This is a genomic window from Delftia sp. 60, assembly GCF_002754395.1.
Lineage (GTDB): Bacteria > Pseudomonadota > Gammaproteobacteria > Burkholderiales > Burkholderiaceae_C > Comamonas > Comamonas acidovorans.
This window is the reverse complement of sequence record NZ_PEFD01000001.1, coordinates 5292308-5305499: the sequence shown is the minus strand read 5'-3', so window position 1 is coordinate 5305499 and position 13192 is coordinate 5292308. Positions and strand designations below refer to the sequence as shown.

Sequence of the window (13192 nt, the reverse complement as noted above, 5' to 3'; positions counted from 1 at the left end):
CATGCATACGCCGAAAGCGCACTTGCATGACGACGCGGTCGGGGGACCGTCCGAAGGCGAGACCTTTGCCCCCGACCTGCACGACATCCGCCATCTGTGGCTCAAGGCCGTGCTGTTCGCGGTCTGGGTGGCCGTCTCGTTTGGCGCCTGCTACTACGCGCGCGACCTGCAGGCGCTGATGCCGGACTGGCCGCTGGCCTACTGGTTCGCGGCCCAGGGGGCAGTCCTGATGTTCCTGGCCATCGTCATCGTCTATTGTCTGTCCATGGACCATTTCGAGCGCCGCGAGGCCCGGGCCGCTTTTGCGACGGCACCGGCTCCCGCATCCCTATCGGCCGATACGCAACCGTCCGCACCGCCATCGCCTCCCGGCCATGGCTGAGCGCGCACCGCTGACGGCGGCCTCCCACTGGCGGCTGCACCGCATCGTGGCCCTGTACACGCTGGGCGTGCTGGGTTTTCTGGCCCTCATGTTCTGGGCCGAGCAGCAAGGCCTGTCCCGCCACTGGATAGGCCCCATCTTCCTGTTCTTCACCGTCATGGTCTATGCGGCCATCGGCGTGTACCTGCGCACCAGCGACCCCGAGGAGTACTACGTCGCGGGCCGGCGCATTCCGCCCTTCTACAACGGCATGGCGGCTGCGGCGGACTGGGTCAGCGCGGCCTCGTTCATCAGCCTGTCGGGGGCGCTGTACTTGCAGGGCTTTGCCGGCGTGCCGGGCCAGGCCGGTGGACTGGCCTACCTGCTGGGCTGGACGGGCGGCTTTTGCCTGGTTGCCATGCTGATCGCGCCGCACCTGCGGGCGATGAAGCTCTACACCATTCCCGATTTCTTCCAGCAGCGCTACGGCGGGCGCTGGCCGCGTGTGATCGCGGCGCTGGCGGCCGTGATCTGCTCGTTCACCTATGTGGTGGCGCAGATCTACGGCGTGGGGCTGATCGCCTCGCGGCTGACGGGCGTGCAGTTCGAGATCGGCATCATGCTGGGCCTGGGCGGCGTGCTGCTGTGCTCCTTCCTGGGCGGCATGCGCGCCATCACCTGGACCCAGGTCGCGCAGTACGTGGTGATCCTGCTGGCCTTTCTGATCCCCGTGTCCTGGCTGGCCTACCGGCAGATGGGCAATCCCGTGGCGCCGCTGGCCTATACGGCCCAGCTCAGCCAGATTGCGGAGATGGAGCAGCGCCTGCTGGACTCGCCGGCCGAGCAGGAGGTGATCGCCGCCTACCGCCTGCGCGCCGAGGTGCTGGAGGACAAGCTCAAGGACGTGCCGCGCGTTCTGGCCGCCGAGCGCCAGGCGCTGGCCGAGCGCATACGCGATCTGCGCACGCGCAGTGGCGATATCGGCGCCATCATGGCCGCCAGCCGCGAACTGGCCGCCATGCCGCGTGACGAAGCGGCCGCGCGCGCGCTGTGGACACGCCAGCTGCAGGAAATGCGCGAGCGCGAGAAGCCGCTGGGCGGCATCCCGCTGCACAGCCTGCCATTCGCCGGCAACCCCGACGGATCGCCCCAGGAGCAGCAGATCTACGAGGACAGCCGGCGCAACTTCCTGGCGCTGATGTTCTGCCTCATGGCCGGCACGGCCGGCCTGCCGCACCTGCTCACGCGCTACTACACGGCGCCCTCGGTGTCGGGGGCGCGGGCCTCGGTGGGCTGGACGCTGTTCTTCATCGGCGTGCTGTACATGAGCGCGCCGGCACTGGCTGTGCTGGTCAAGTTCGAGGTCATGAACAACCTCGTGGGCATCCGCTTTGACGAGCTGCCCAACTGGATGGCGCAGTGGGCCCGGGTGGATGCCTCCTTGCTGGCCGTGGAGGATGTCAACGGCGACGGCGTGCTGCAGTTCGGCGAGATCCGCATGGGCGCCGACCTCATCATGCTGGCCACGCCCGAGCTGGGCGGCATGCCCTACGTGGTCTCCGGCCTAGTGGCGGCCGGCGGCCTGGCTGCGGCGCTGTCCACGGCCGATGGACTGCTGCTGACCATCAGCAACGCGCTGGTGCGCGACCTGTACTTTCGCGAGCGCCGCCGCCGCGCCTCGCCCGAGCAGCGCGTGATCCTGTCCAAGTTCGCGCTGCTGGTGATGGCGCTGTCGGCCGCCTTCGTGGCCTCGCGCCGTTCCTCGGACATCCTGCCCATGGTCACGGCATCGTTCTCGCTGGCGGCCTCGGCTTTCGTTCCGGCCATGGTGCTGGGCATCTTCTGGCGTGGCACCACGCGCCGGGGCGCCGTGGCCGGCATGCTGGCCGGGCTGGGCGTCACGCTGTACTACATGGTCTCGCATGTGCCGGCACTGCAGCCCGTGCTGCCCGAAGCACTGCACGCGCGCCTGTGGTGGGGCATACAGCCGATTTCATCGGGCGTCTTCGGCGTGCCGGCCGGCCTGCTGGTGACCTGGCTGGTCAGCTGCCTGGACCCGCGCCGCCGGGCACCGGCGCGTTCCGTGCCCGCAAAAGCGTCCTGACGGCAGAGGCCGCCGGGCGGGAGGATGGCCATTTTCTGCCCCGTTTTTGCGCTTTTGGCAGATCTGGATCATTGCCGGCCCCACTGAAGCCCGTGCGTGCTGGAAAACCCGCTTTTGGGAGCCGGAGGCTCATGACACGCTGCGAGCCGTGTCCGATCCGATCCCTTGCAGAGAATCCCGTCCGCCATGTATTTTGTGAAAACGTCCGCCGGCCAACAGGCATTCAAGGAACGCCATGCCGATCTCTCGCCCCGGTTGCGCTCGGCCTTTTTGCTGTTTGACGGGCAGCGCAGCTTGGCGCAGGTGCTGCAGGCCGTTGCCGGCATGGGCGTGACGCAGGACGAGATCCTGGCGCTGGTGGAGCGCGAATGGCTGGCACCGCGCGACGCGGCCGAGCCCCGGCTGGGCGTGGTGGCCGTTGCGGTGCCTTCGGTCCCTGCCGCGCCTGCTGCAGCGGCTTCTTCCACGGATTCGGCTGGCGATGCCCCCGCGCAGTCCGAGCCATCGCTGGCCGTGCGCTATCGCAACGCCTATCCGCTGGCCGTGGCCATCACGGCCAACCTGGGTCTGAAGGGGTTCCGGCTCAACCTTGCCGTGGAAGCGGCCATGGGCTACGACCAGCTGGTGGCGCTGGCGCCGCGCCTGCGCGAGGCGGCCAGTCCTGCCAGCTACCTGCCGCTGCACGAGGCGCTGTTCGGCAAGGCACCTTGAATGAGGAATGGCCCCCACGCTCGCCGAGGGTGCGCTTTTCATCTTGGATGGCCCGGCAATGAAAAAGGGCAAGGCGCCTTCGCACCTTGCCCTTGCATGAACCCGTGGGTGCAGGCTCAGACGGCCAGCAGCTCCACGTCGAACTTCAGCGTGGCGTTGGGGGGATCACGCCGCCGGCGCCGCGGGCGCCATAGCCCAGCTCGGCCGGGATGATCAGGGTGCGCTGGCCGCCCACCTTCATGCCTTGCACGCCTTCGTCCCAGCCCTTGATCACCATGCCGCCGCCCAGGGGGAAGACGAAGGGATCGTTGCGGTCCTTGCTGGAGTCGAATTTGGCGCCCTGCACGCCGTTGTTGTAGAGCCAGCCCGTGTAGTGCACGGTCACGCTGCGGCCGCGCTGGGCTTCGGCGCCGTCGCCCACGACGGTGTCTTCATACTGCAGGCCGGATGCGGTGGTGGTGAAAGCCATGGTGGTATTCCTTGAGAGAGAAACGGTAGGGGGAAAGGAGACGACCCGGCGGGCCGGTGGCCCTGCGCGGGAAGAGGCCGTGGCGCCTGGTTCCGCGCCCGGCCTGACATCACTTCTTGGCGCGCGCGGCTACCCAGCGGTTGGCAAAGGCCTGCACATCGGACAGGCGCTTGAGCAGGTCCTGGCCGGCCAGCGTCACGGTGTAGCCGTCGGAGCCATGCTCCAGCAGCCCGCACTCGCGCAGCTCCTTGATGCGGGTGTTCAGCGTGTTGGGCGTGATGCCGCCCACGCTGTCTTGCAGCAGTCGAAAGGTCTGAGGATGGCCGTCCCGCAGCGCCCACAGCACGCGCAACGCGTAGCGGCATTCGAGTTTCTCGAACAGCTGGTTGATGGCGGCGTTTTCCTTGGAGCTCATGACGCTTCTCCTTGCGCAATGGTGTGGGTGAGCCGGCGGGTGCGTCCGGGTGGGACGCGCGCCGAGCCAAGTCCCGGGGAACTATAGCTCTGGATCCATTCTGCTACAAGTTTGGTAGCTCAAAACCCACAGCGGCAATGCCCCACGCTAGAGGAATACGCGTATGACCAAGCCAGTGTTGCAGGCCCGCCACGTGGCCTGCCCGCTGCGCGGCGGTTTCTCAGCTCTTGAGTTTGAGCAGATAGGTCATCACGCTGGCCGTGGTGTGCTCCAGCTCCAGAAAGCCGTTGAAATCGCGGCCCGCCTGCCAGGAAGGCTCCCAGCGGTTCTGGCGCAGGGCGCGTTGCCAGCTCTCGTGCTGCGTGGCCTGCTCCACGGCGCCCAGCAGGGCCTGGGCACGTGCGGCGCTGACCTGCTTGCCAGTGAAGACGGCGCGCCAGTTGGCCATGTCCGCATCCAGCCCCTGCTCGCGGAACGAGGGCAGGCCGAACAGGCTGCGGCGCGAGGACACGCCGATGGCGCGCAGCTTGCCGCTGGCCAGCGCCTCGCTGAACTCGCTGTAGCCGGACACGCCCATGCGCGCATCGCCCTTGAGCAAGGCCTCCACCACCTGGGCGCCGCCTGGAAAGGGCTTGTAGACCAGTTGCTCGGGCGCCGCCTTGGCCGCGCGCGTGAGCAGGCCGGCGAACATGTGGTCCACGCCACCGGCCGAGCCACCCGCAAACGACTGGTGGGCCAGGTCGCTGCGCAGCGCGGCCACCAGGTCCTTGGCATTGCGGATGGGGGAGTCGGCCGGTACGGCCACGACCAGGTAGTCGCTGGTCAGGCGGGCAATCGGCTGCACATGCGACATGTTGACGGCCGGCTTTTGCAGTGCCACCGCGCCGACCATCACCATGCCGCCGATCAGCAAGGCGTCGGGGTCCTTGCCATGGCGCTCGGCAAACTGGGCCAGGCCGATGGTGCCTCCCTTGCCGCCCACGTTTTCGTACTCCACGCGCTCTGCCGCGCCGCTGGCCACAAGGGCCGCGCCCAGCGCGCGGCCGGTCTGGTCCCAGCCGCCGCCGGCATTGGCCGGAATGACGATGCGCAGGCTGGTCGCCACGCGCTGGGCGCTGCCGGCAGCCCGTGGCGCATGGGCTGCAGGTGCTGCCGCTGGCGGTGCGGCATGGGCCAGAGGAGAGCACAGCATGGCCAGGGCAGCGCCCTGGGCCAGCATCTGGCGGCGGTTCTGGCGCGTTCCATCGGCGGTATGGGCGGCGGTATGGGCGGCGTTGGCGGCGGTTTGCGAAAAGCTCGGAAGGCGCATGCAGTCTCCAATCGGGTTCGCGCGCCATTGTGGGCGCAAATGAATCAGAAAAGCAGATTATGTAAGCATGTGCGTCAGCTGCTTGACACAACACAGTACAGCGCAGTCCGGCCCGCGCGGCTCTGGGGTCCCTGGGCCGGTGCGGTCCCTCAGCGCTCAGAAGTCGTAACGCATGCTCACGTTGACGCTGCGCGGCGCACCCCAGGTGTAGTACAGGCCCTGGGCATTGAAGTTGGTCACGCCAGAGAAGTAGTGCTTGTCGAACAGGTTGTTGACGTTGGCCGCGATGCTGAGATGGCGGTTGATCTGGTAGCGCGCCATCAGGTCCATCACCCAGTAGGCGTCCTGGCGCAGCGTGGCGGCGCCGCGGCTGGTGGAGATGGCGCTTTGCCAGCGCGCGGCGCCGCCCACGGTCAGGCCGGACAGCGCGCCCTGCGCGAAGCGGTAGGTGGTGCCCAGCTTGAACTGGTGGCGCGGGCTGGTGGCGGCGTTGTCCAGATTGCTGTTGATGGTCACGTAGCTGCCCTGGGCCTGCCAGCCCTTGGCCAGCTCGCCGGACAGTTCCAGTTCGAAGCCGCGCCTGCGCGCGCCCTGGACCGCGCGGTAGGCCGTTTCGCCATTGGGCATGAGCCCGTCTTCCACGGCCGTGTTGTCGGTGCGCATCCAGAAATGGGCGACGCTGGCGTTCAACCGCTTGTCGAAGAATTCGCCCTTGGCGCCGATCTCGTAGGTCAGGCCCTCCTCGGGCGGCAGGGTGCGTTCCTGCAGATCCTTGGCGCTTTGCGCCTTGAAGATGCTGGCGTAGCTGCCATACAGCGAGATGTTCGGGCTGACGTCATACACCAGGCCCGCATAGGGCGTGACCACGCCGTGCTCGCGCATGTTGTAGTTGTACCAGCTGATGTCGGTCACATCCTTCTGGTCGTAGTTGGTCACGCGCAGGCCGGCGATCAGCTTCAGCGGATCGGCCAGATTGAAGCGCGCCGCGCTGTAGAGATAGCTGCGCTTGTTGCTGAACAGGTCGTTGGAATAGGGGATGTTGTCCGCTGGCGCCGGGATGGCTGCGCCGCCCTGGCTGAAATCCACCTGCGGCAGGTCCAGGCCGGGGCGCGCGCCGCGCAGCAGCGTGGTGCGGTTGCGTGCGGCGCCCGCGCCCACCAGCAACTCATGCTGGCGGCCGAACAGCGTGAACGGGCCCTGCACGTCGATGCTGATGTTCTGGTTGCGGGACTCGATGTCCTTGTAGGCCGCGAACTGGGCCGAGCTGGGCAGGGCGTAGCGCAGCAGGCCGATCTGCATGTCGGGCGTCTTCACCTCTTCATGCGACATCTGCAGCTTGGCCTTCCAGCCGCTGGCAAAGCGGTGCTCCAGGCGCGCGAAGCTGTTGAGCGACTCCTGCTCGTAGCCCGACCAGGGCGCGGCGATGTTCAGCGAGCGCGGCATCCAGCCGACGAACTGGCCGGTGCCCGTGTAGCCCTGGATGGGCGTGGTGCCGCCCGAGCCGCGCAGCTCGCGCTGGCGGTAGGTGATGCCGGCGCTCAGCAGGGTGTCGGGGGTGAGGTCGTATTCCAGCGTGCCGTACAGCATGGAGCTGTTGCTGTGCTGGTGGTCGCGGAAGCTGTCGCCGCTCTTGCGCGAGGCCACCAGGCGGCCGCGCAGGCTGCCTTCCTGGTTCAGCGGGCCGGCAATGTCGGCATCGGCACGGTAGGTGCCCCAGCTGCCCGCGCTGGCCATTGCGCTGGCCTGGAAGTCGCGCGTGGGGCGCTTGCGGATCAGGTTGACCGTGGCTCCGTAGGCGCCGTCGCCATTGATCAGGCCCGACGAGCCCTTGAGCACTTCAACGCGGTCGATCTCGGCCAGATCGTCCAGCGAGTACATGATGTGCGTGTTCCAGCCCCAGCCATTGGTGAGCTGGCGGCTGCCATCGGTCTGCAGGTTGACGCTGGAGCCGCGCACGTTGAAGGTGGTCATCTCGCTTTGGCGGACCACGGCCACGCCGGGCGTCTGCTCCAGCACGTCGGCCAGCGTCTCCAGCTTGAAGTCGTCCATGCGCTGGCGCGTCATCACGCTCACCGACTGCGGCGTCTCGCGCAGCGACAGGCCCAGGCTCGTGGCCGTGCTGCTGGGTCCGGTCGCGGTGTAGGCGCCCGTGCCTTCCGTGGCGCTGCCGACCTCGGCCTTGGCGGTGACGTGCACCTCGCCCAGCGTGGTGGCGCCCACGGCTGATGCGGCAGGCGCTGTCGAGGACGCAGGCGATGCCTGCGAGCGGCGCAGCGTATAGCCGCCGTTGCCTGAGGTCGCGGCCGCCAGGCCCGAGCCCGCCAGCAGGCGGGTCAGCGCCTCGGCCGGCGCATGGCTGCCCTGCAGGCCCGGGCTTTGCAGATCGCGCACCAGCTCAGGCGTATAGGCCAGCAGCACTCCCGAGGCCTTGGCGAAGCGCGTGAGCGCGGCCTCCAGCGGTCCTGCCGGAATGTCGTAGGCCTGGGTGCGCTCGGTACCTGTCTGGGCCTGGGCCTGGGCCTGGGCATTCGCGGGCAAGGGCAGGGCGGACAGGCTGGCCAGTGCGGCGGCCAGGGCCAGGGTCAACGCGGACAGGTGGAACACGGGCGCAGGCTGCGCGCGGCGGAGGACGCGTGCCGCCGCGGTAGCGAGGCGGCGCTGGTGATGGAGGTCGGACATGTTGGTGCGGTCTTTGGATCAGGGAGGAAACATGGCGCCGCAAAGCGCCTCTCCCCTGCTTGTCACGCGAGATGGGAAAAGGTACAGACCGATGTCACCCGGCCGGATTGTCCCGCCGCCTTTTCTTCATGCCGGACCTATGCGCACCCAGTAGCGCACCGGCACATGGATGCGCACGGGCAGCACCTGTACCAGGGACTGCAGGATGCGGTCCGTATCGGCGAGCGGGAAGACGCCCGACAGGCGCAATCCGGCCACCTCGGGTGCCAGCGTGATCAGCCCGGGTCGGTAGCGGCGCAGTTCGTCGATGAAGCGGTCCAGGCGCATGTCCGAGGCCACGAGCACGCCTTCGTCCCAGCCCGGCCCCTCGCCGGCCGCGCCGGCCGGCAGCGCCTGCGTGGCACTGAGCCTTGCGGCTTCGCCGCTGTCGACACGCAGCAACTCGCCCGTGCGGCTGCGGGCCTCGACCGCACCCTCGAAAACGGCCACGCGCGTATCCGCAGTCTCCATGTCATGGCGCACCGTGAAACGCGTGCCCAGGGCGCGCAGCCTGCCCGCGGGCGTGTCCACCACAAAGGGGCGCGCGGGCTGGGCCGTGTCATGGGCGGTGGTGACCATCAGCTCGCCGCGCAACAGCAGCACGCGGCGCAGCTGGTCGTCGAAGGCAAGGTCCACGGACGTCTCGGTGTTGAGCAGCAGCTGCGTGCCATCGGGCAACTGCAGGGAGCGCCGCTCGCCCTTGGCGGTGCTGACATCGGCATTCCAGGCCTGCCAGGGCAGGCGCTCATGCGCAGTCCATGCCGCAGCACTTGCGCCGGCCAGGCCAGCGACGCTGGCCAGCAGGCGGCGGCGTGACTGGGCGGTCTTGAGGCTGCGCGCCAGCGTGGCCGTGGCAAGGGGGCCATTGAGGGGACCGCTGTCCGGGCGTGCGTCGGGCAGCCTGAGCCGCGCATTCGTGGCCTCGATGCGCTGCCAGGCCCGCTCATGCAGCGGATGGGCCGCGCGCCAGTCCAGCCATTGCGCGCGTTGTTCCTCTGTGCACTCGCCTGACCACAGCTGCACCAGCCAGTCCACGGCGCTGTGGACCACGTCAGGCGGCAGCGCGGGGTCGGCACTATGGGTGGAGCCATCGGCGCCATGGACGCGCCCGGCAGCGCAGCGCTGTGTCATGCCGCATGTTCCGGGAAGTAGCAATGCCGGATGGCGCGCGCCATGTACTGCTTGACCGAGCTGACCGAGACCTGCAGCAGCAACGCGATCTCGGCATAGGCCATGCCGTCCAGCTGGGCGTGCAGAAAGGCCGCGCGCACCTTGGGCGGCAGGCCGTCGAGCAGGCGGTCCAGCTCGCACAGCGTCTCCAGCACGATGGCGCGTTCCTCGGGCGAGGGCGCCAGCGGCTCGGGCTGCAGCGCCAGCGTGTCCAGATAGGCACGTTCAATTTCTCGGCGGCGCAGGTGGTTGGCCATCACGCGCTTGGCCACCGTGGTGAGGAAGGCGCGGGGCTCCCGGATCTCGGACAGTTCGGTGCGGGACTCCATCACGCGCACGTAGGTGTCCTGTGCGAAATCTGCCGCATCGCCTGCATGGCCCAGCCGGCGCTGCAGCCAGGTGCGCAGCCAGCCATGGTGCTGCTGGTAGAGATGGGCAAGGGCCTGGTGGGGAGTCACGGCGGGACAGGACACGAAGGGTGAAGAGGGGGATGCAAGTGATAAGCATTCTTATTTTACTTTGGGTGATGCTGGCACCGCCTTGGCGTGGCGCACGATTAAGCCGGTAAAGCTTGTGTAAATGCGATCAATTCTTATTTGTGGGCGGTAGAATCCCCGGGCCTTTCCTTTCCTGGGCTCCCGTGCCCGCCATCCGTGATGGTTGACGCCGCGTGGCGCTGCCGCCTTTTTCTGTTGCGATGACATCCCCCAAACCGGACCCTCGGCGCCGTTCCTACTGGCTCAAGACACTGCACGAGTGGCACTGGGTCAGCTCCGCGCTGTGCCTGATCGGCATGCTGCTGTTCGCCGTCACGGGGTTCACGCTCAACCATGCGGGGCAGATCGAGTCCAAGCCGCGCATCGTGCGTGGCGAGGCGGCATTGCCCGATGCGCTGCGCGTGCAGTTGGTCCAGCAGCAGGCCAGCCAGCCGCGCGACCGGGCGCCCGTGCCTGCGCCGTTTGCGGACTGGGTGCGCGGCCAGTGGGGCCTTGAGGCCGAGGGCCGCGAGGCCGAATGGACGGCCGACGAACTCTATGTCTCCCTGCCACGCCCTGGCGGCGATGCCTGGGTGCGCGTTGCCCTGGCCGATGGCGAGGCCGAATACGAGCGCACCGACCGGGGCTGGATCGCCTATCTGAACGACCTGCACAAGGGCCGCAACACGGGCGCCGCCTGGAGCTGGTTCATCGACATCTTTGCCGCAGCCTGCCTGGTGTTCACCGTCACGGGCCTGTTCATCCTGAAGATGCATGCAGGCAACCGCCCCTTCACCTGGCCCATGGTCGGCATGGGGCTGGTGATTCCCATGCTGCTGGCCCTCCTGTTGATCCACTGAGAACCGAAAGAGCCTTGCCAATGAATCCGCACTTCTCTCTGCGCTACACCATGGCGCTTGGCGCCTGCCTGGGCGCGGTCCCGGTCTTTGCCGCCGGCCTGAACGTGGGCGTGGAAATTCCGCGCCTGGATGTCGCCGAATACCACCGCCCCTACGTGGCCGTGTGGATCGAGCGCGCCGACGCTTCGGTGGCCTCCACGCTGTCGGTCTGGTACGACGTGAAGATGCGCAATGCCGAAGGCACGAAGTGGCTCAAGGACATGCGCCAGTGGTGGCGCCGCACGGGCCGTGACCTGACCCTGCCGATCGATGGCGTGACCAGCCCCACGCGTCCCGTGGGCAAGCACCAGCTGAGCTTCACCGAAGGCGCCAATCCCTTCGCCAAGCTGCCGCCCGGTGAATACAAGCTCGTGGTCGAGGCCGCGCGCGAAGTCGGCGGCCGCGAAGTGGTCACCGTGCCCTTCAAGTGGCCCGCGGCCAAGGCCGAGCAACTGAGCGCCAAGGGCAGCAGCGAGCTGGGCGAGATCAGCGTCGAGCTCAAGCCTTGAAATTGAAAGCCGCCGAGGCGCTGTGCACATTCCCCCTCACGAGGGGACGACGCCATCGCTGCACGTGCCAGACCCATCCACGAACCAAGGAGATTTTTCATGAAGTCCAAGACCCGCTTTGCCGTCCGTCTGGCTGCCAGCCTCGCCATTGCCTGCGGCGCCTTCCAGGCCGCGCAGGCCCACAACCTGTGGCTGCTGCCCTCGACCACGGTGCTGTCCAAGGCCGAATGGATCACGGTGGATGCCGCTGTCTCCAACGACCTGTTCTTCTTCAACCACGTGCCGCTGGGCCTGGACAACCTCGTTGTCTCGGCGCCGGACGGCTCGGCCGTCGCGCCGCAGAATGCCCATCGCGGCAAGCTGCGCAGCGTGTTCGACCTGGACCTGCAGCAAAGCGGCACCTACCGCCTGGCCATCGTCAACGACGGCCTGTTTGCCTCCTGGAAGGACAAGGCCACGGGCCAGAACCGCCGCTGGCGCGGCTCGCCCGAGAAGTTCGCCGCCGATGTGCCCGCCGACGCGCAGGACCTGAAGGTGACCCAGTCCGTGGGCCGCATCGAGACCTTCGTGACCGTGGGCAAGCCCAGCGCCGTCAAGCCTTCCGGCAAGGGGCTGGAGCTGGTGCCCGTGACCCATCCCAACGACCTGGTCAAGGGCGAGAAGGCCACCTTCGCCTTCCATGTGGACGGCAAGCCCGCCGCCAACCTGGAAGTCGTGCTGGTGCCCGGCGCCACGCGCTACCGCGACAACAAGGGCGAGATCAAGGCCACGACCGACGCCAAGGGCGAGTTCAGCGTGACCTGGCCCACCGCCGGCATGTACTGGGTGGATGCCGATGCCCAGGACAGCAAGACATCGCTGCCCCAGGCCAAGGAGCGCCGCCTGTCCTACGTGGGCACGTTCGAGGTGCTGCCCTGAGCCTTGCGTCCCCACCCGGGGCTCCGTCTGCGCCCGTGCCCGTGCGCGTGAGCTTCGCGCCCGCCCTGTTGCAGGGCAGCGCAGGCCGGGGCCTTGCCACGCCTGTGCCCACAGGCGCGGCGTCCTTTGCCGTCTCCGGCTACGCGCCGCAGGCGGTGCGGCGGGCAGACCCCGCCGCGCTGCAAACGCTCACCGGCGAGGCCATGGGCACGACCTGGAGCGTGCGCCTGCACAACCCGGATTTCCGCCCGCTCGATGAGGCGTGCCAGGCCATAGAGGCTGCACTGGCCCTGGTCGTGCGCCAGATGAGCAACTGGGAAGCCGGCTCCGACATCTCGCGCTTCAACCGCGCCGAGCCCGGCAGCTGGCATGCACTGCCGCCCGAATTCGTCACCGTGCTGGCCTGTGCACTCGAGTGGGCACAGGCCAGCGGCGGCGCCTGGGACCCTACCGTGGGGCCGCTGGTTGATCTGTGGGGCTTCGGCCCGCGCGCGGCAAAGGCGCAGGGCGCCGGCATCCCCGATGCCGATGCGCTGCGGCGGGTGCGCGAGCGCGTGGGCTACCAGCGCATCGTGCTGGACCTGGCGGGCCGGCGCGCGCTGCAGCCCGGCGCCGTCCATGTGGACTTCAGCGGCATCGCCAAAGGCTATTCGGTGGACCTGGTCGCCGAGCGCCTGCAGGCGCTGGGCCATACCGATTTCCTCGTCGAGGTGGGAGGCGAGCTGCGTGCCTGCGGTCAGCGCCCTGGCAACCAGCCCTGGCGCGTGGCAGTGGCCAGCATGGCGGACCCGTCCACGCCGCTGGCGCTGCCGCTGCGCGACATGGCCATCGCCACCTCGGGCGACCACTGGCATGCCTTCGAGCAGGGCGGGCGCCGCTACTCCCACACCATCGATCCGCGCAGCGGCGAGCCCGTGGCGCATGGCCTGACCAGCGTCACCGTGCTGCATGCCGAATGCATGCAGGCCGACGCCCTGGCCACCGTGCTCACCGTGCTGGGGCCGCGCGAGGGCCTGGACTTTGCCGAGCAGCGCGGCGTGGCGGCGCTGCTGTGCGAGCGCACTGCGCAAGGCCCTGCCATGGCGATGACAACGGCTTTTGCCGCGCTGCTGCCGTGAGCGTTTCCTTCCCTT

12 protein-coding genes and 1 pseudogene are annotated in these 13192 nt (G+C 68.4%); 7 read left to right on the top strand and 6 right to left on the bottom strand.

Features of this window, described 5'->3' with window-relative positions; all coding sequences use genetic code 11:
• Position 1 precedes the first annotated feature (1 nt).
• From CLV01_RS23880 to CLV01_RS23870, 3 genes are all read left to right on the top strand, one after another.
• Entirely contained in the window at positions 2 to 382 is a 381-nt protein-coding gene (locus CLV01_RS23880; protein ID WP_099733051.1) for a DUF4212 domain-containing protein, read from the top strand.
• Positions 375 to 2465 carry a VC_2705 family sodium/solute symporter gene (locus CLV01_RS23875; protein WP_034396370.1) on the top strand — a complete coding sequence of 697 codons (2091 nt, stop codon included), beginning with the start codon at positions 375 to 377 and terminating at the stop codon, positions 2463 to 2465. The genes CLV01_RS23880 and CLV01_RS23875 overlap by 8 nt, the downstream gene beginning before the upstream one ends.
• A 186-nt stretch (positions 2466 to 2651) precedes the next feature.
• Positions 2652 to 3176 (top strand): hypothetical protein, encoded by a 525-nt coding sequence (locus CLV01_RS23870; RefSeq protein ID WP_099733052.1) that lies wholly within the window; start codon positions 2652 to 2654, stop codon positions 3174 to 3176.
• A gap of 116 nt (positions 3177 to 3292) precedes the next feature.
• Here CLV01_RS23870 and CLV01_RS23865 read toward each other — a convergent pair.
• The 6 genes and pseudogenes from CLV01_RS23865 to CLV01_RS23840 form a co-directional block, all read right to left on the bottom strand.
• Positions 3293 to 3645 (bottom strand): annotated as a pseudogene (locus CLV01_RS23865) (FKBP-type peptidyl-prolyl cis-trans isomerase).
• A gap of 109 nt (positions 3646 to 3754) precedes the next feature.
• Positions 3755 to 4060, bottom strand: coding sequence for a winged helix-turn-helix transcriptional regulator (locus CLV01_RS23860; RefSeq protein WP_012206858.1), 306 nt, complete (start codon positions 4058 to 4060; stop codon positions 3755 to 3757).
• A gap of 220 nt (positions 4061 to 4280) precedes the next feature.
• Positions 4281 to 5369, bottom strand: a complete 1089-nt coding sequence (locus tag CLV01_RS23855) for a Bug family tripartite tricarboxylate transporter substrate binding protein (RefSeq protein WP_043819155.1) — start codon at positions 5367 to 5369, stop codon at positions 4281 to 4283.
• Positions 5370 to 5525: 156 nt separating this feature from the next.
• On the bottom strand, positions 5526 to 8048 hold the full coding sequence (locus CLV01_RS23850) for a TonB-dependent siderophore receptor (protein ID WP_099733053.1): 2523 nt from the start codon (positions 8046 to 8048) through the stop codon (positions 5526 to 5528).
• A 126-nt stretch (positions 8049 to 8174) separates the two neighbouring features.
• Positions 8175 to 9218, bottom strand: a complete 1044-nt coding sequence (locus CLV01_RS23845) for a FecR domain-containing protein (RefSeq protein WP_099733054.1) — start codon at positions 9216 to 9218, stop codon at positions 8175 to 8177.
• Positions 9215 to 9715 (bottom strand): sigma-70 family RNA polymerase sigma factor, encoded by a 501-nt coding sequence (locus CLV01_RS23840; protein WP_230355034.1) that lies wholly within the window; start codon positions 9713 to 9715, stop codon positions 9215 to 9217. The genes CLV01_RS23845 and CLV01_RS23840 overlap by 4 nt, the downstream gene beginning before the upstream one ends.
• Positions 9716 to 9954: 239 nt before the next feature.
• Here CLV01_RS23840 and CLV01_RS23835 point away from each other — a divergent pair, with 239 nt between their 5' ends.
• From CLV01_RS23835 to CLV01_RS23820, 4 genes are all read left to right on the top strand, one after another.
• Positions 9955 to 10593: a PepSY-associated TM helix domain-containing protein gene (locus CLV01_RS23835; RefSeq protein ID WP_013801140.1), complete on the top strand. Its 639-nt coding sequence runs from the start codon at positions 9955 to 9957 to the stop codon at positions 10591 to 10593.
• A 20-nt stretch (positions 10594 to 10613) separates the two neighbouring features.
• A complete protein-coding gene (locus CLV01_RS23830; RefSeq protein ID WP_034396360.1) occupies positions 10614 to 11141 on the top strand; it encodes a DUF2271 domain-containing protein in 528 nt (175 codons plus the stop codon).
• Between the two features lie 99 nt (positions 11142 to 11240).
• On the top strand, positions 11241 to 12059 hold the full coding sequence (locus tag CLV01_RS23825; RefSeq protein WP_012206854.1) for a DUF4198 domain-containing protein: 819 nt from the start codon (positions 11241 to 11243) through the stop codon (positions 12057 to 12059).
• Between the two features lie 41 nt (positions 12060 to 12100).
• A complete protein-coding gene (locus CLV01_RS23820; protein WP_099735068.1) occupies positions 12101 to 13177 on the top strand; it encodes an FAD:protein FMN transferase in 1077 nt (358 codons plus the stop codon).
• Positions 13178 to 13192 lie beyond the last annotated feature (15 nt).